The 16,750-nt window shown below is 57.9% G+C and carries 15 protein-coding genes; 8 read left to right on the top strand and 7 right to left on the bottom strand.

What is annotated here, in order from left to right; all coding sequences use genetic code 11:
- Positions 1-60: 60 nt before the first annotated feature.
- Positions 61-987 (top strand): peptidoglycan-binding domain-containing protein, encoded by a 927-nt coding sequence (locus msub_RS02530; protein ID WP_048494565.1) that lies wholly within the window; start codon positions 61-63, stop codon positions 985-987.
- Positions 988-990: 3 nt separating this feature from the next.
- On the opposite strand, the gene msub_RS02525 is transcribed toward msub_RS02530, so the two are convergent.
- The 3 genes from msub_RS02525 to msub_RS02520 all read right to left on the bottom strand — a co-directional run bounded on the left by msub_RS02525 (position 991) and on the right by msub_RS02520 (position 2,050).
- Complete coding sequence (locus msub_RS02525; RefSeq protein WP_048494564.1) at positions 991-1,242, bottom strand: hypothetical protein; 252 nt, start codon at positions 1,240-1,242, stop codon at positions 991-993.
- 233 nt (positions 1,243-1,475) lie between these two features.
- Positions 1,476-1,628: a DUF1127 domain-containing protein gene (locus tag msub_RS21735; RefSeq protein WP_197083775.1), complete on the bottom strand. Its 153-nt coding sequence runs from the start codon at positions 1,626-1,628 to the stop codon at positions 1,476-1,478.
- A gap of 170 nt (positions 1,629-1,798) precedes the next feature.
- Positions 1,799-2,050, bottom strand: a complete 252-nt coding sequence (locus msub_RS02520) for a YdcH family protein (protein ID WP_048494563.1) — start codon at positions 2,048-2,050, stop codon at positions 1,799-1,801.
- A 178-nt stretch (positions 2,051-2,228) separates the two neighbouring features.
- Between msub_RS02520 and msub_RS02515 the strand changes: the two genes are divergently transcribed.
- Entirely contained in the window at positions 2,229-3,197 is a 969-nt protein-coding gene (locus tag msub_RS02515) for a beta-ketoacyl-ACP synthase III (protein WP_048494562.1), read from the top strand.
- Position 3,198: 1 nt separating this feature from the next.
- On the opposite strand, the gene msub_RS02510 is transcribed toward msub_RS02515, so the two are convergent.
- Entirely contained in the window at positions 3,199-4,749 is a 1,551-nt protein-coding gene (locus msub_RS02510) for a diguanylate cyclase domain-containing protein (protein WP_048496933.1), read from the bottom strand.
- A 233-nt stretch (positions 4,750-4,982) separates the two neighbouring features.
- Here msub_RS02510 and msub_RS02505 point away from each other — a divergent pair, with 233 nt between their 5' ends.
- Complete coding sequence (locus tag msub_RS02505; protein ID WP_048494561.1) at positions 4,983-5,255, top strand: YebG family protein; 273 nt, start codon at positions 4,983-4,985, stop codon at positions 5,253-5,255.
- Positions 5,256-5,289: 34 nt separating this feature from the next.
- Here the strand turns inward: msub_RS02505 and msub_RS02500 are convergent, their stop codons facing one another.
- Both msub_RS02500 and msub_RS02495 read right to left on the bottom strand, forming a co-directional pair.
- Complete coding sequence (locus msub_RS02500; RefSeq protein ID WP_053077927.1) at positions 5,290-7,764, bottom strand: YbcC family protein; 2,475 nt, start codon at positions 7,762-7,764, stop codon at positions 5,290-5,292.
- Positions 7,761-9,380 (bottom strand): NADH-quinone oxidoreductase subunit L, encoded by a 1,620-nt coding sequence (locus msub_RS02495; protein ID WP_048494560.1) that lies wholly within the window; start codon positions 9,378-9,380, stop codon positions 7,761-7,763. Before msub_RS02495 ends, msub_RS02500 begins: the two co-directional genes overlap by 4 nt.
- Before the next feature lie 100 nt (positions 9,381-9,480).
- On the opposite strand from msub_RS02495, the gene msub_RS02490 reads away from it, so the two are divergent.
- The 4 genes from msub_RS02490 (at position 9,481) to msub_RS02475 (ending at position 13,723) form a co-directional block, all read left to right on the top strand.
- Complete coding sequence (locus msub_RS02490; protein WP_048494559.1) at positions 9,481-10,392, top strand: LysR family transcriptional regulator; 912 nt, start codon at positions 9,481-9,483, stop codon at positions 10,390-10,392.
- Between the two features lie 86 nt (positions 10,393-10,478).
- Positions 10,479-11,969, top strand: a complete 1,491-nt coding sequence (locus msub_RS02485) for a flavin-containing monooxygenase (protein WP_048494558.1) — start codon at positions 10,479-10,481, stop codon at positions 11,967-11,969.
- A gap of 77 nt (positions 11,970-12,046) precedes the next feature.
- A complete protein-coding gene (locus tag msub_RS02480; RefSeq protein WP_048494557.1) occupies positions 12,047-12,724 on the top strand; it encodes a FadR/GntR family transcriptional regulator in 678 nt (225 codons plus the stop codon).
- Between the two features lie 3 nt (positions 12,725-12,727).
- Positions 12,728-13,723, top strand: coding sequence for a bile acid:sodium symporter family protein (locus tag msub_RS02475; protein ID WP_048494556.1), 996 nt, complete (start codon positions 12,728-12,730; stop codon positions 13,721-13,723).
- A gap of 14 nt (positions 13,724-13,737) precedes the next feature.
- On the opposite strand, the gene msub_RS02470 is transcribed toward msub_RS02475, so the two are convergent.
- Positions 13,738-14,397 (bottom strand): hypothetical protein, encoded by a 660-nt coding sequence (locus tag msub_RS02470; RefSeq protein ID WP_048494555.1) that lies wholly within the window; start codon positions 14,395-14,397, stop codon positions 13,738-13,740.
- 131 nt (positions 14,398-14,528) lie between these two features.
- Between msub_RS02470 and msub_RS22330 the strand changes: the two genes are divergently transcribed.
- Entirely contained in the window at positions 14,529-16,742 is a 2,214-nt protein-coding gene (locus msub_RS22330; RefSeq protein ID WP_082146384.1) for a TonB-dependent receptor plug domain-containing protein, read from the top strand.
- Positions 16,743-16,750: the final 8 nt, after the last annotated feature.

Below are 16,750 nucleotides of genomic sequence, written 5' to 3'. Positions count from 1 at the left end.
CTTTGGGGCTTCGCGTTACACAATGTAACCGGAAAAGGAGCATCCCTGAGGGACCCCGCCATGACACGCTTTCATCGTACCAGGAATTCAGGTTTCCGTGGCCGCGCCATCACTTTGCTGGCAGCAGCGACCTGCATGGCCAGCGCCGCCCAAGCCGCCGCCCCCGAGAGAGTCATTTTTGCCGCAGAGAATGCGCTTTATGGCGCCGGATTCGACATCGGGCGTGCCGATGGCTGGCTTGATGGCAAGCTCCGGGCCGCTATTCGTGGCTATCAGACTGCGAACGGGCTGCAGGTAAATGGCAATCTGGATGCAGCAACGCTGAAAGTGCTTGGCGTCAATGCGGTGCCAGCCTCAACCATTGCCAGCAATTCCGTAGCCAGCCGTCAAAAATCGGCCGATGTCCTCGGCCTGTCCTCTCCTGAGCCAAAGGCACCCGTCCCGGACCTTGCGACTGTAAAACCGCAGCCCAAGCCGGAACCGCAAACCACTCTCAAGCCCAGACAAGAACCCGTGCAGCTCGTGGAAACCCCAGAGCTTCGGGAAAAACCTGAGAAGCGGATCGAATCAGCGACTATTTCAAGAAAGGAAAGCAAGGAAATTCCGAGCGTTAGTAAAGAAACCTCAAACCAGGGTGAGGTTGAGCCCACCGGGGAGACAGTCGTGCTCGCGGCAAAAACCGACCCCGTGATTGCAGAGAGTCCTGCCCCGGTCTCCGAGCCTGAGCCTGTATTGGCCGTTGTCGAGACCAAACCATCGCAAAGCTCTTCGGACGTGCGCCCGGTTCTGGCCAAAGTATCTAATGAACCAAGCGGCGGGGAAGCCCGCCAGCCGGAGCAACCGATAGCTCAGGAGCCCGAAATTCCACAAGCCATTCAGACGGATAACCCGGAGCCAGCCCACAAGGCAACAACCAACAGATCTCACGATTCTGGCGGCGGCTTTTTCAGTGCCCTGTTCGATTTCTTTTTTGGCTGGCTGGTTTGACCGTCAGCTCTGTAACCGGTCTTGAAAAACCTTCCAGTCGATAACGTTGCCGTCGGAATCGAAATGCACGTACCCGCGGAAGCTGGGGGCGTCTTCCCAGGCCTTCACGAAGCCCACGGTTTCACCGGAATTGGATATAATTTCAAACGCTTCGCTACGGACGGCTGCGATATTACTGGCGGAGTCAATCTCGGAACGCTTGAGGGTAACGGAAGAGTCTAAAGGTAAGGTGTTCTGCAGGAATTCCTGGATCATCGTCGAGCTCTCCTTACAGGGTGAACCGTTCAGGTTCTGGAGGTAGCCAGACTATAAACTGATCCGTTCAGAGAAAATACAGGTTCAGATCAATTTTCTTATATTTTTTCGAGATAAAAACGCTTTTAGAACAATGGGGTATGTCATTTTTGTGACATCAGGTAAACCCTGAACTGGAGATTTTCTCACCAGTTCAGGGGGTTACTGGCCAATTGCCAGTCGGTTCTTCCGGATCAGAATTTCCAGAAAGGCGTGCTCAGTTTCTGTTCAACCATTTCGGGTGAGAATCCGACGTCGTTAAGCAACCGGCGGTCCATGGTGGTAACCAGATGGATGAAGTTACGCTTCATTCGCCAGCCTTTGTACAGGGAAGCTGCCCTTTTCATTTTCAATCTCCTTGATCAACACAAAATTTCGGTGGTCCAAAATCGGGACCCTGTTTAATTAGGATCCTATTTTAGTGTTGACAAGGCGTTTTCTGAATACTTGGAAACCCCTACTCACAGGGGCTTCCGGCATATTTTCGTTTGATTCCTGTTACACGTTCATAACATTTCTATGATGCTTTGCCGTTTGAAACCAGTGCCTGGTAGAGGTTGTCTTTGAGCTCTGCCCGCTTCTGCTTCATGCGATGCAATTTGTCGTCACCAATGGGCGAATCCCGCTTTTCCAGCCCCTCTATTTCCTGATCCAGCTCGGCGTACTCGCGGAATTTCTCATCGAACTTCGGGTCGTTGCTTTTGAGCTCATCAATAATGTCGCTGTACTGGGGAAATTCTTCGTGCAGTTCATGGCTGGAAATGCCCATCGTGTTGCTCTCCTTTTAGGTTGAGAACGATACAGAGTGCCGATCAAAGGTGATCACCTTCAGCATAGACGAGCCTGCCACTTTCGGGGGTTCTTTGACAAATCGCTAATTACGCACGACGTTGCATGGGTATAGCATGGAAGAACGTTCAACCAGAAACGCCTCGGGACACTCGCGAATGACCTTTGCACGAATTACCGGCACCGGCTCTTACCTGCCAGACAATATCGTTACCAATAAAGACCTCGAGAAGATGGTCGACACAACGGACCAGTGGATTCGCGAGCGCACGGGAATCGAGAGACGTCACATTGCTGTTGAAGGCCAGACTACCGTCGATCTCGCTGAACAGGCCGCGAAAAATGCCATTGAAGCGGCGGGCATCAAGGCTGAAGACATAGATCTGATCGTTTTTGCCACCTCTACCCCGGACAAGATATTCCCGAGCTCGGCGTGCATCCTCCAGGCGCGTCTGGGCATTCACGGCTGCCCTGCTTTTGATATTCAGGCGGTCTGCAGCGGCTTTGTGTACGCCCTCGCCACAGCGGAGAAGTTCATCAAGACCGGTAGTAGCAAGAAAGCGCTGGTCATCGGGGCTGAGGTTTTCTCCCGCATCATTAACTGGGAAGACCGTGGTACCTGTGTTCTGTTCGGGGACGGTGCCGGCGCGGTGATTCTGGAGGCGGATGAGGAAACCGGCATTCTCTCCACGCATATTCATGCCGATGGTCAGTATGAAGACCTGCTCCACGTGCCATGCGGTATTGCCGACAACTACGATCAGGTCAAGGCCGGGCGTGCGTTCGTCGAGATGAAGGGCAATGAAGTGTTCAAGGTGGCCGTAAACACCCTTGGCAAGATTGTCGATGAGACCCTCGAGGCGAACCAGATGCAGAAGTCGGACATCGACTGGCTCGTGCCCCACCAGGCCAATCTGCGGATTATTACCGCCACCGCCAGAAAACTGAATATGTCGATGGACCAGGTTGTGGTAACAGTTAATGAGCATGGCAACACCTCTGCCGCCTCCATTCCCCTCGCACTCGATGTGGCCGTACGGGACGGGCGCATCAAGCGCAACGAGGTGTTGCTGCTGGAAGCGTTCGGTGGCGGTTTTACCTGGGGGTCGGCCCTGCTGAGATACTGATTCAGCCTCCACAGACCCGGTTACGCCCCGACGCCTTGGCTTCATAAAGGAGCTTATCTGCCCTGTCGACAACTTCCCCGGGATCAACTTCGGTTTCGGGAGGAATTGTGGTCACACCAAGACTGATAGTCACAATGTCTGCGACCGGAGAACGCGGGTGTGGTATGCCCCGGTCCAGAACGGCTTTTCGGCAGGCTTTGGCAATAGGAGTGGGGTTGGCGGTGTCCGGCAGGATGATTGCGAACTCTTCGCCGCCATAACGTGCCACCAGATCTGCGGGTCGTTTAATCATGGCACCGAGAATCTCTGCTACTTGTACCAGACACTGGTCGCCGGCCGGATGACCATACTCATCGTTGTATTCCTTGAAGTAGTCGATATCGATCATCAGCAGTGATAGAGGCGTTTTCTCACGACTGGCCCGGCGAACTTCCTGCTTAAGGACGGCATCAAAGTGCCGCCGGTTTGCCAACCCGGTAAGCGAATCGGTGAGGGAGATCTGCTCCAGCTCCGCCTTTGCTTCGCTCAGCTGTGCATTTCTCCTGGCCCCTGCGAGGAAGTAACCGACGACAACACACACAAGAACGATGCCGGCGGAACTGACAAAGATCGGTAAAAGCCCGCGTCTTTCTTTTATTAACCCCTCGGAAGGCACCGCCTCGACCGACCACTGCCTGCCTGCGATCTCGAATTGACCGGCGCGGTACCGATCCTCAAATCGCCATCCGGGCGCATCGGGACGACCAGACCGGTACAGCACCGTTTCTTCGTCACCCGTTCTATCGATGACTTCCAGAAGGAGGTCCGTCCTGCGCTCGCTGCCGACCGCCTGCTTGACCAACTCACCCACCCGGAAGACCCCGTTGATAAAACCGGTTTGGTGGCTATCAGCGACTGTCCCGCTGGTGCCCGGCGCGAATTCATATAGCGGCGCGAAGACAAGAAACCCGTTCTGATCCTCTGGCTCCTGAACCAGCCGGATGCCTGCCGTGGCTACCATCTCTCCGGATTCACCAGCCCGGGTCAAAGCCTTTCGGCGAGAAGCCTCACTGGCAAGGTCGAAGCCAAGCGCCGCTCGATTATCCGCCAGAGGCTCGATATATTGAACCGGCACATATTCCGCCCGCGCACGCACAGGACTCAGACCCTCCGCCCCGGCCTCTGTGACCGAAAATTCCGGATAGGTCATTCTCTGTTCCCGAATGAATTCCGGCAGCTGATCACGTTCAACAATCGGCGCCCAGGCAAACGCCTGAATCGCAGGTGACCGGTCCAATACCTTCCTGGTCAGAGTCTCAAAACGGTCACGAGTCATGTCTGGCATGGTCCCGACGGCAGCCTTAAGCGCATACAGGATTTCCAGATTCAAGAGAACCTCGCGCTCGATACTCGCGGAAAGTTGGTCGATGTCGGCCTTGAACTCCAGCGTAACGGTTCTGGATTCCTCGCTATACAAAAGCCGCCCCAGGGCCAGGCTGATTGCCACGCCAGCGAGCAGTGCAACAACGGCTGAAATGATTATTCGCCGTTTTGGAAAACGTACGTCGGACAACGTGGAACCACCTTTTCAGTCAAACGTTTTGTATCTTGATCCCGGTATAGGTTTCATCTGGATATTTCTTTTACGCTCCCGGATGACACAGGGATGTGAGCGTTTGTAAAAATGACGATTTGAAGAATCCAGGAGACTCAAAGTTACCACGGAATTGCGTTGGCACCGGATCCAGCACTCAGTTATACTGTTTTTTTATACAGTAATATGTAATCCCACTGCGAGGAATAACCATGGCAGTACAAGCAGTCTACTTTTCCGATAGGGACGGCCTGGATATGGCACTGAAAAATCCTGAGACGATGCTGTTCACCTCCAAAGCCGAAGCCGACGCCCGAGACAGGGTTCTGGAGCTGGCCGAAGAAATCCAGGTCTTTCTGAGCCGCAAGGTTGAAGGTCTTGGCGATGATCTGGCCGAGCGCTGTGCCATGGCCATTGCCGAAGACAAAGATCTGTTCCAGAAAGCCCTCAAGAAACCCGAGCTGCTGAACGCAGAACAGGAATAACGGCAATGGGCGGCCGGGGACGGCCGCCCTGCCCTCAGCCTACCGCTGTCCAGGTTCCGTTGTCGTAGTGCTCCACACCGCCTTCGGACATCCGGTGCAGACTAACCCATTGGTTTTCTACCAGCGCCGCCACGTCTGGCTCCTCGCGCAGAACCGTTTCAATCCGCTCCGCCGGCGCATCAATCAGCACGGTCAGGCGAAGCGGTTCGTGTCGCCAGTAGGTGCCGTCGTGCACTGACTGAAGAGGCAGCCCGATTCTCAGCTGCGTTCCATTCCCCTCCACAACCCCGACATTGCCACCCACCACCGAGTGCAGCAGCTTATTGCCTGAGCCATAGACGCCGGGGACGGTTACCGACGCGAAGTACTGGAGATTGATCCAGTTGGCAACAATCATCGGGGCGGCAAGCAGTGCTGCCAGAAGGTTGCCGTCGTCGTCCAGCGCCGGGTCGTAGTCGTGCAGAAACACACGGCCGCCAAGGTCACTGCCCCGGGTCTTGCTCCTCTTGGCAAAAACGATGGCCGCATTGTTGGCCAGGCCCCACTCAGGGCGTACTTCCGACCAGTCCCGGGTCCGGGTTTCCATGGCCTGCCGGAGACTGTCATCACTCAGCCCGTTCAGTTTCAGCGGAGTGGCCCGCTCCTTGCGCACGCGTAACCCGGCTTCTGCAAACCTGGCTTCCAGGTCTGCCAGCTTCTGGACGTGGGAGTCCGGCACCAGGTGTCGATCAGCAATGGTCACTTTGTCTGTTGCCGTGCAATGCTCTGCCGCGATCGCCCAGGTGAAGTCCGGAATCCTGATGCCTTCGGCGGCCAGCCCCGCCCTGACCTGGGGATCGTTGACAAGGCGGGCCGCAAGTCGGGCATTGACGCCGCCACTCTGCCCGCCGCAGGCGCCACAATCCAGGCCAGCCTGGTTCGGGTTATTGTCGGTATGGCTGCCATGGCCGACGAGAACCAGCAGTGGCGCGAAGCGGCTGGTTAGCGACATGCCCCTGAGCATGTTGGCAACCAGGGACACCTTTTCGGCATCCGAAAGAGGGTCGCCGCCGTGATCATGAACCAGTCGGCCGTCCAGGCTCTCAGTATCACCGGCTTTGCGGCCGTGCTTCAGGGTATCTTTTACCAGCTTCCAGGCCCACGCCAGTCCGGTGGTCTCAACCAGGGTGAAGGTGGAGAGGCTGGTATATTTCGCTTTTCTGACGGATTCCCGGGCAATCTCTTTCTGATCCCGTTTCCGGTTCTCGGCCAGGTCCTCGCGCAGACTGCCCTTTGTGTCGATCAACCGGTAGGAAGCCGGCAACAGACCCGGCAAGCGGCGCAGCGGGGCCAGCGGGCCATGCCGCTGATGGTCAATAGGCATGCCAAAAAAGCCGGCGAAACCCAGCGTCTGTACCGCAGGATAAACCGCCTCGAGGTGACGGCGCATCACTTCCGAGCGCACGTCGATACAGAACACCGCCTGAACCTCCGGATTTTCATGATGCGACCTTGACCGGACTGCATCCGCCGATCCCGATGCTATCGCCCGCCACAGGGTGCGCTGATAGCCAATTTCCAGGGCCCGCTGCCAGACCCAGAGATGTTTCTGCTCCTCAGCACCGCCGGCACGCCGTGCCCGGGTCTTGCTTCTTTGCCACTCGGCTTTCTGGCCGGTCGAGGCAAAAGCGACGCCGGCCGACTCCCACACCAGCATGATCGCCAGTATCTCTCCGCAACGATCGGAGGACCGGCCCTCAAGGCCGGCTCGCCAGTCAACGCCACGACACCAGGATGCCCAGCCGTTCACCCGGAGCAAAAGGCTGTGGCACAGGCCTTCCAGTTCCGCGCCGGAGACACGAATCCGCTGGATAGCTTCCAGAATGGCGTGGTCGATGGTGTCCGGAACGGCCTTGAAGAACGTACGCAAGCCAGCCAGGCCGGTGGTGAAGTCCAGGGCCAGATCCCGACGAACCTGCTCCAGCCAGAAGCTGAACAGGCTTGCCTCGGAATCAGATATAGACCACCGGCCCTGTCGCTGATCAAAAAAGGCACCACAGACACGGGAGACCTGGTCACTCGCGGCTTCAGTCAGGCCGCTGATTTCATGGTTACCGGTTGCACCCGGAAAGGTATCCAGAATAGAGCCCCGCAGGGGAGCCGGTGTCGTGGGCGCACGGCTGAGCCAGCCCAGATACCAGGCTGTATCGTGCTCGTCACTCTGCTCGCCAACCCGGTCGCCACCCCGCTCGTCAATACTGGCCTGGAGATCCTCCTTGCGGATCCGCCCGCCCTCCCAGGCCTCGCGGTAGTATTCTGCTGGCATCAATATGCTGAAACCGGCCCGTTCCTTGAGAATCTGATCGGCTCTCGAGGCCGGAAGTTGCCTCAGGCCCCAGAACGGGTTCACCGCAATCCACTGGTCCAGGGGCCAGGCCGGTGCGATCCGGCCACATGCCTTCCGGAAAGGCTCCCGCCAGCCTTCATTCATTACCTGCAACTCGGGCACCGATACGCAGACGTTGGTCATGACTTCTCCTCCAGACGGAACGGATGATGGGGAACCCTGCGGAACATGCTCGGCACTTTCAGCGCTTCTGCCGCCAGGAAACGGGTCAGGCGGTCGAAGGGCAGCTCCAGGTAAAGCCCCTGCCGGAAGTGGGCACGGAGTGCCTGGGCTAACCGGGAGCGCGCTCCAAACAGAATCAGCAGTGAACAGCTGGCCAGCAGCGCGATCATCGCAAGGCCCAGGCCGTAAGCAATGGCCGGTATCGCAAACCCCTCATGCGCCGGCACGGCGGGGCCCAGCAGCAGGTGCAGCAGCGAGTACAGCGGAACCAGCAACACCGCCAGGCCCGCAAGCCGGAGCCTCATGGCGCCGGTTGCACCCGTCGGAATGCCCATGGCCGCCGCAGCTACCGCCAGGACCAGAAGCGCTCCGAACACCGGGTTGTGCTCCACGATACCCGGTGCCTGAAACAGGATGAACGCCGCCACCAGCCCCGTGGAGCCTGCCCAGACCAGGCGGCTGGCCACACGAGGCTCCGGGAACCCGGTTGCAGCCGAAACCACCACGGTGCGCCCGGACGCCAGGAAGGAATGCGCCTTGTAGAGCGAGTGGGCCAGCAGGTGCAGCAGTGCCAGGGTGTAGGCGCCCATGCCGATTTCGAACAGCATGAAGCCCATCTGGGCGCAGGTAGACCAGGCAAGCGCATGCTTGACCGAGTACTGGGTCATCATGGTGAGAACGGCAACCACCGCCGTCATGCCACCGACCACCAGCAGAATCATGTGGCCCGCTGTAAACCCGTCAAAAACCGGGAACAGACGCAGCCAGAGAAAGCCGCCGAGATTGATCACTCCGGCGTGAAGTAGCGCCGAAACCGGTGTCGGCGCCTCCATTACCCGGATCAGCCAGCCGTGGAAGGGAATCTGGGCACATTTGAGCGCAGCGGCGAGCGCCAGCACAACCGACGCGACCGTCAGTGCGGTTGATCCTCCCGCGCGGGCGGCTTCGCTCTGGATCATGTCCGGCAGATAGAAGGTGCCGTAATGGAGATACAGCGCCACCACGCCGGAGATCACCAGGGCATCGCCCACACGGCTGACAATAAACTTCTGAACCGCCGCCATGCGCGCCTGCGGCCGGTCCTGGTAAAGCGTCAGGAGATGGTGCAAGGCCAGGCTGACGCCGATCCAGGCGCCGGCGAGGGTCAGCAGGTGGTTGGTGAACACCAGCACCAGGACGGAACCCACCGTTACCAGAAACCAGGGAAGAAACCGGTCACGGCCGGGATCCTGGCTGAGATAGTTGTCCGCAAACCGAAGAATCACCCAGCCAATGAAGGCGACCATCAGGGCCATCCAGACAGCAATGCCGTCGGGATACAGGCCGAAACGGCTGCCCAGTGACACCAGGGTGTTGCTATCACCACCAATGCGGGACTGGATGACCAGCAACAGGGCGACCATCAGCGAAGCTGCCATGGAGGCCACCATCATCCATCCGGCGAGGCGCCAGCAGTGGTTCAGTTTAAGGGGATTTTTCAGCCAGCCACTCAGTCCGGCCAGAACAAACAGACCCACCGGCACTATCAGCCAGATGGCCAGTACCAGAAGTGACGAAAACTCAGCGATTGGATTCATATCTTCAAACCTCCTGTTTGCGCGTACTTTGCCGCGATTCGTCCCATTTAAAAAATAGTTTATACTGATCGGATCATTCTTTTTTAGAGAACGAATGACCATGAAGCTCAACTACCATCATCTTTATTACTTCTGGAAAGTGGCCCGTACCGGCCATCTGACCCGCGCTGCCGAGTCGCTGCATATTTCCCAATCCGCCCTTTCCGGTCAGATACGGAAGCTGGAGGAAAGCCTGGGCCACGACCTGTTTATCCGGGAGGGGCGGCGGCTGAAGCTGTCCGAAGCCGGACGAATGGCATTTTCCTACGCAGAGGAAATTTTCAGGCAGGGCGAGGAACTGACGGCACTGTTTGCGTCTGGCGCTCAGCCAAACCGGGAAATCCTGAGGATTGGCGCGGTCGCGACTCTGTCCCGGAATTTCCAGGAAGGTTTCATTCAGCCATTGCTCAACCGCGAAGATCTGGAACTGAGCCTGCAGAGCAGCCATATCGATGAGTTGCTGCGCCGCCTCTCGGCGCACCGCCTGGACCTGATCCTGGCCAACCAGTCGGTCCAGGGCGATGAGCAGAATCCCTGGCGTTCCCGTCTGATTGCCAGGCAGCCTGTGAGCATCATCGGGCCACCGGGGACCGTCGCTCACGGAAATTTCGCCGAAGTGCTCCGGGGCCGGAGCCTCATTGTTCCGGGGCCAGACAACAACATACGCCAGGCGTTTGACCAGCTCTGCGAGTACCACCGGCTGCGCCCGAACATCGCTGCGGAAGTCGATGACATGGCCATGATGCGTCTGCTGACCCGGGACACCGGGCATTTTGCCATCATGCCACCGGTGGTTGTTCGCGATGAGCTGAAAGCCGGCGCTCTGGCGGATTACGGCGCCCTGCCCGGCGTGTTTGAGGAATTCTACGCGATCAGCATCCGGCGCCAGTTCGAGACTCCGGCCCTGCGCGAACTGCTGTCGCAATCGTCAGATAATTTTCTGACCCGGGCACCGGTTGGTCATTCTGGCTAGCAACTGTGGCGAATAAAGTCATCCATCCGGCAAGGTGACACCCGTATACTGATCCGAAAGACAAAAATAACGCCGGACAACCGATCATGACCCAGAACAGCAGCCGTAAACGCCCGTCCATTCTGATAATCGGCACCGGTTTCGGTGGCCTGGGCATGGCCATCACACTGAAACAGGCGGGCTTTACCAATCTGACCATGCTGGAAAAGGCCCACCGGGTGGGCGGCACCTGGCGCGATAATACCTATCCCGGCGCAGCCTGTGACGTGCAATCGCACTTCTACTCCTATTCGTTCGAGCCCAGGCACGACTGGTCCCGGAAGTTCGGACTGCAGCCGGAAATACTCGGGTACATGGACCATTGCTTGGAGAAATACCAGCTCGGCGAGCACATCCGATGCAATGCAGAGGTTAAGGAAGCCAGCTTCGACGAGCGCAACAACCAATGGATAGTCACCCTGACAAGCGGCGAGCAACTGACCGCCAGTGTGCTGATTACCGCGACCGGCCAGCTCAATCAACCGGCCTGGCCGAAACTTGAAGGCCTGGATCGATTCCAGGGGAAACTGTTCCATTCCGCCCGCTGGGATCACGATTACGACCTGGCTGGCAAGCACGTGGCGGTGATTGGCACCGGAGCCAGCGCCATCCAGTTCGTGCCGGAAATTGCCCCGAAAGTGAAACAACTGGATCTGTTCCAACGCTCTGCCGCCTGGGTCCTGCCCAAGCCGGACCGCCCCTTCACGGCCTGGGAGCAGGCGGCGTTCCGGAAGGTTCCGGCCTGGGACCGCTTGTACCGCTACCTTATCTACTGGAAGAACGAGAGCCGGGCCCTGGCATTCACCCGGTTCAGTGGGTTGCTTGGGATCTACGCGAACCAGGCCAAATGCGAAGCCGGTAGATGGGTTACCGATCCGGCGAAGCTGAAACACATCATCCCCGACTACAAAATCGGCTGTAAGCGCATCCTGATTTCCAACGACTGGTATCCGGCCATTAACCGGCCCAATGTAAATCTGATAACCGATCCCATTGACCATATTGAGGAATACGGCGTGGTGACCCGGGGCGGCCAGCACCACCCGGTCGATGCCATCATTTGCGGAACCGGTTTCCGCGCCTCTGATTTTCTCTCCCCGATCCGGATTACCGGCCGCAGTGGAAAAACGCTGAACGAGGCCTGGCAGAACGGCGCCGCGGCGTTCAAAGGCATTACTGTCAGCGGCTTCCCCAACCTGTTCATGCTCTATGGCCCGAATACCAATCTGGCTCACAACTCGATTCTGTACATGCTGGAATCGCAGTTCCGCTATGTTCTGGGATGCGTTGAAACACTGGAAAAATACCCCGGCTCCGCCATGGACGTTCGCCAGGACCGACAGGACCGGTTTGGCCGGGTCGTCCAGCAGCGCCTCAAGGACACTGTCTGGAACTCCGGCTGCAGTTCCTGGTATCTCGATGCCAATGGCCGGAATACCATTAACTGGCCGGGATTTTCCTTCACCTACCGGTTCGCGACCCGTCGGGTCGATACTGCGGACTATCACTTCAGTCAACCCTCGACGACCGCTCTTTGAGGCCACATTTTCCAGCGCTTGAAAGATGACCAAATTCATAGGATGATTGGTTCATCATATGGAGGGATGATAAACACATGCTGGAACGTATCCGGAAAGGCTCGCTGGTCGAAACCGCTATCGAGAGCTTGAGAAGTGCCATTGAAAGCGGCGACTGGTCGGTCGGCGACCGTCTGCCGGTGGAATCGGAGCTGTCCGACTCCCTCGGCGTAAGCCGGAACACGGTCCGGGAGGCGGTTCGGGTGCTGGTTCATGTCGGAATGCTGGAGACCCGCCAGGGCGACGGTACCTATGTGCGCGCCACCCGTGACGCTGGTGAAACCCTGCGCAGGATCGCCCGCACCCAATTGGCGGACCAGTTGGAAGTGCGCATCATGCTGGAAACCGAAGCGGCCAAACTGGCCGCCGCCAGACGCACAGACCAGGACCTGCGGAAGATGACCAGCGCCCTCGACGCCCGGGCCAGAGCCGGCGACGATCTGCCAGGCCGCATCCGCCACGACGAAGCTTTCCACCATGCCCTGGTGGCCGCCTCCCATAACCCGGCGCTGGTTGAGCTGTATGACTATTTCTCCCATGCCGTCAGCCAGACCATTGAACAGACCGAAACCAATACCGACCTGCCCGAGCCGTCCCAGGAAGACCACGAGCTTCTCCTTGCCGCTGTTCGCCGGCAGGACGAAAACAAATCGGAAAACCTCGCCAGGGCGCTGCTCAGACCCAGCCTTCAGGCGCTCAAGAGTCAGGAGTCCTGAGCCATGAACTTCCGGATTGACACCTTCACCCTGCTCCTGCTCGGCGCCATCGTACTGGCGACATTCGTTCCCGCTACCGGCCAGGCCGGCGATATTCTGGCAACCGCCGGTACCATCGCGGTCGCCCTGCTCTTCTTCTTCCATGGGGCGGCATTGTCCCGTGAGCAGATCATCGCCGGAGCCACCCACTGGCGACTGCACATCCTGATTACCTCGCTGACGTTTGTGTTCTTTCCCCTCGTGGTGCTGCCGATCAACGCACTCAGCGGGATCATACCCTCCTGGATGCCGGAGGATCTGGGCCTGGGCTTCCTTTACCTGGGCGTACTGCCTTCGGCGGTGTCGTCGTCTATCGCATACACCGCCATGGCCCGGGGTAACGTCCCGGCAGCCATCTGCAGCGCCGCCGCATCCAATGTGTTCGGCATGATGCTGACGCCATTTCTGCTCCTGCTGGTCGTGAGTACGTCCGGAGGCGGGGATTTTTCAATTGCCGAGGCGTTGAAAGACATCGTCCTTCAGCTGCTGCTGCCGTTTGCGGTTGGCCATGCCATGCGGCCCTGGCTGGGCGGTTATCTGGCGCGCAATGAAAGCCTGATGGCGCGTTACGACAAGTGTGTGATCTGGCTGATTGTCTATTCGGCGTTTTCTTTCTCGGTGGAAAGCGGCCTCTGGCAGAAACTGCCGCTGCAGGCGATCCTGTTCGCCATCGCACTATGTCTGGGCCTGTTATTGTTGTTCATGGTGTTTGCGAGGCTTCTGGTGCGCCGGTTTGGTTTCAGCCTTGAGGATGAGGCAGCCGTGGTTTTCTGCGGCTCCAAGAAGAGCCTGGCCTCGGGATTGCCAATGGCGAAGGTACTGTTCTCCGGGCACCCGGGCTTTGGCATGATCGTTTTGCCGATCATGTGTTACAACCAGATCCAGGTGATTGTCGGGGCCATCCTTGCGCAGAAATACCGGGAGAAAATTGAGCAGGCCAATTCAGAGAAAAAGCAGTGACCTGAGCGGCGGCTCTAACCGCCGCCGCCCATTCCGCCAAACAGGGTGGCAAGGATGGCCAGGCCCACAATCCAGCCAATGATCGCTGGCCAGAAATTGACCATTTGCGGTGGCAACTCCTCCTGAGCTTCTGCCGCATCCCGATCCGAATCCGGATAACCGTGCTCATCCGGCAGCTCCTGAACCTGCTCAACGCCGAACCAGTTAAACCAGTCGCCAAGAAACTGGGCCACCGGGGCCGGAAATGTGCCGTTTTCTGCCATCGGGCGCAGTTGTGGTTCAAGCTGCCGGCCGATCTCTTGCCGAAGAGGCGCCTGGTCGGCCGGCGGTTCATTCAGGATCGCCTTCCAGATACCCACGTCCTTGCTGCGGACAGGATCGTTCAGCAGTGCCTTGACCTGGATAACAACTTCCCGGACCACCTGGCCATCGTTGCCATCCAGGGGGCGTTCGCTTGCGTTGTCCCGGGGCTCGTTATCCTCGGCCTGCAGGGAGGCTAACGGCTCCTCCCGCGTCAGCGCCGGCGCCGGTGCTTCACCCACCGCGTCCCGGAATGCCTGTTCGAGGCGCCGGGCCTCGTCTGCAGAGGCAAATTTTAGCTGCTGCTCGTACGCATCCTGAATCCTGCGGCGATCGCCGGTGGGCTCAATTCCAAGGATTTCCCAACAATTCATACCGCTGTAACTCCCAGGCCTGACATTCATTACATTTTAGAAAGACAAACTTTCTGTAGTCGCTTACGATAGGCACTAACAATAAAAAAACTTTACCAACCTTTTCCTTGGCAGATTATAGAACGACAACCATGGGCTTTACGACCGACCGACGCTGCAAGAACCCCCACACCTCCACGCTTTCAGAGCCTTTTACTCTGTCCCCCTTCATTCTCGGCCTTGCCGCAGGCCTTGCGATTGCCGCATCGCCGGCACAGGCAGCGGGTGGAAAGACCGAGGGCGGATATTACGGCTTCAGCGATGCGCTGCCCGAGGTACTGACGACAACCCGTCTGCGACAGCCGAAAACCCGGGTTCCCGGGTCCACAACCGTCATCGAAGGCGACATGATTCGCGATCTGGGAATCATGAGTCTTGTCGAGGTATTCAGACTCGTTCCTGGCATGGTGGTCGCACAGGTCGGCAGCGCCACCCCGGTAACCACCTACCACGGCACGGTTCACTACGAACAGCGCAGAATGCAGGTGCTCGTAGACGGGCGCACGGCGCACCGCGCAACGCTCTCGGACATGGACTGGCAAACCATGCCGGTACCGCTCGAGCTGATCGAGCGCATCGAGGTCAGCCGCGGCCCGAACGCCGCCGCCTATGGCATCAACGCCTTCCTGGGCACCATCAACATCATTACCAGAGACCCGGCAGACACTGCCGGCGCGGAACTCCGGGCGGTTCGGGGGTCACGTAAGTACATCCGGACATTTGCCTCAGTTGGTGACGCTGGCAATGAGTATGACTGGCGCCTGGCGTTTGAGAAGCGGCAGTTCGGTGGTTTCGATTACCGGTACGACGACGATGACGCCAAAGTCCCCTTCAATGATGGCCACGATATCAACGTATTCACTTATGATTCCCGGCTGACTCTGAGCCCCGCGTTCAATGCCGAGATCCGCGGGGGTGTCGTTGATGGCGTGAATAAGGAAGATTTCGACAAGAACGGCGAACTGGGGGCGATCGGGAATCCGGATATCGATGTGCGGGATTATTACCTGCAGACCCGCCTGAATTTTTCGGAATCTGACCGGCATTTTTACCACCTGCAGATTAGTTTCGAAAACTTTGACCGGCGCCAGCGCTGGCCCATCAGTGTTCCAGCGTCTGCGGTAGAATGCCTGCGCAATGGCACCCTCCTGTTCTGGAGACAGAATCGGGACATCTGTTTTCCCGGGAGTGGCGCCACGGGCACCCCAATGACGGCGGATATAAATGCCGATTCGGAGGACTCCCGGCTGGAATTAGAGCTGCAGGATACCCTGATCTTCAACAAGGATCTGAAGTTGGTGACCGGCGCCGGTTATCGGGAAGACACCTACCGGTCAGAGACTTATTTCAATGGGCGAGGCATGAACTATCAGTCCAGGGTATTTGGCAATCTGGAATACACGCCCGTAGCGTGGCTTACGCTGAATGGTGGCGGAAACTGGGAGCGGACCACCACCACCCAGCACACCTATTTCTCACCCAGGGTCGCGGCCAACTTCATACTCAACGAAAAGCACTCGCTGCGGTTTATCTATTCAGAAGCCGTACGTACCCCTGACGGTTTCGAACAGAGCCCGGACTATGGTTTTACCCTCCGGAACGTCGAACCAGCGCAATACGCAGATCTGGAAGGCTACAGGGTCAACAATACGGCTGTGTGGGATAACCCGTCACTGGTCACGCTCGGCAGGGAACTGGAAGAAGAGCGGATCGTCTCTAGAGAAATCAGTTACTTCGGCCTGTTTCCCGCGGGCGCTGCGTTGTTCTCTCTCGAAGTCCGTGCGTTCAGGGATGAACTGCGCAACATGATCAGTGGTGTCATACAGTTCGATGACTGGACGATTGACAACAATGTTGACATGAATCAGCAAGGCTTTGAGATTGAGGCATCGATGGAGTACCCGGGAACAACCCTTCGTACAACCTACGCCTATCTCGACCAGGATAGCTGGTACAATGGCCCCCAGATTTACGACGACGCCGGCAACATCAACAACCGTGAAAAACAGTATAATGTTGACCTTCTTGGTCGGCTCTCGGTGCAACACTCCGGAAGTCTGGCCCTGATACAGGACCTGTCGGCAGGATTTCAGGGGGCGGCAGCTTTTTACTGGGCCGACGAATTTCGCCGTTCCCAGTTCGAGAGGCTGGATCTGCGGTTGGCCAGGCAGATCTTCCTCCCGAGGTACACCGCGGAGATCGCGTTTACGATGCAGCACTATCTGGATGAGGAGCCTGATCTCAGCGCTGACAACAACATCAGAGATCAGAACCAGTTTTTCATCGAGGCAGGTGTCCGCTTTTAAGCTTCTCA

The sequence above is a fragment of the Marinobacter subterrani genome, from assembly GCF_001045555.1.
Lineage (GTDB): Bacteria > Pseudomonadota > Gammaproteobacteria > Pseudomonadales > Oleiphilaceae > Marinobacter > Marinobacter subterrani.
Note: the sequence above shows the minus strand (reverse complement) of the source record. Positions and strands in the feature narration are given on the sequence as shown.

Coding starts and splice junctions, on each gene's coding strand:
- msub_RS02530 (WP_048494565.1), top strand. CDS start 61: ATGACACGCTTTCATCGTACCAGGAATTCAGGTTTCCGTGGCCGCGCC.
- msub_RS02525 (WP_048494564.1), bottom strand. CDS start 1,242: ATGATCCAGGAATTCCTGCAGAACACCTTACCTTTAGACTCTTCCGTT.
- msub_RS21735 (WP_197083775.1), bottom strand. CDS start 1,628: ATGAAAAGGGCAGCTTCCCTGTACAAAGGCTGGCGAATGAAGCGTAAC.
- msub_RS02520 (WP_048494563.1), bottom strand. CDS start 2,050: ATGGGCATTTCCAGCCATGAACTGCACGAAGAATTTCCCCAGTACAGC.
- msub_RS02515 (WP_048494562.1), top strand. CDS start 2,229: ATGACCTTTGCACGAATTACCGGCACCGGCTCTTACCTGCCAGACAAT.
- msub_RS02505 (WP_048494561.1), top strand. CDS start 4,983: ATGGCAGTACAAGCAGTCTACTTTTCCGATAGGGACGGCCTGGATATG.
- msub_RS02500 (WP_053077927.1), bottom strand. CDS start 7,764: ATGACCAACGTCTGCGTATCGGTGCCCGAGTTGCAGGTAATGAATGAA.
- msub_RS02495 (WP_048494560.1), bottom strand. CDS start 9,380: ATGAATCCAATCGCTGAGTTTTCGTCACTTCTGGTACTGGCCATCTGG.
- msub_RS02490 (WP_048494559.1), top strand. CDS start 9,481: ATGAAGCTCAACTACCATCATCTTTATTACTTCTGGAAAGTGGCCCGT.
- msub_RS02485 (WP_048494558.1), top strand. CDS start 10,479: ATGACCCAGAACAGCAGCCGTAAACGCCCGTCCATTCTGATAATCGGC.
- msub_RS02480 (WP_048494557.1), top strand. CDS start 12,047: ATGCTGGAACGTATCCGGAAAGGCTCGCTGGTCGAAACCGCTATCGAG.
- msub_RS02475 (WP_048494556.1), top strand. CDS start 12,728: ATGAACTTCCGGATTGACACCTTCACCCTGCTCCTGCTCGGCGCCATC.
- msub_RS02470 (WP_048494555.1), bottom strand. CDS start 14,397: ATGAATTGTTGGGAAATCCTTGGAATTGAGCCCACCGGCGATCGCCGC.
- msub_RS22330 (WP_082146384.1), top strand. CDS start 14,529: ATGGGCTTTACGACCGACCGACGCTGCAAGAACCCCCACACCTCCACG.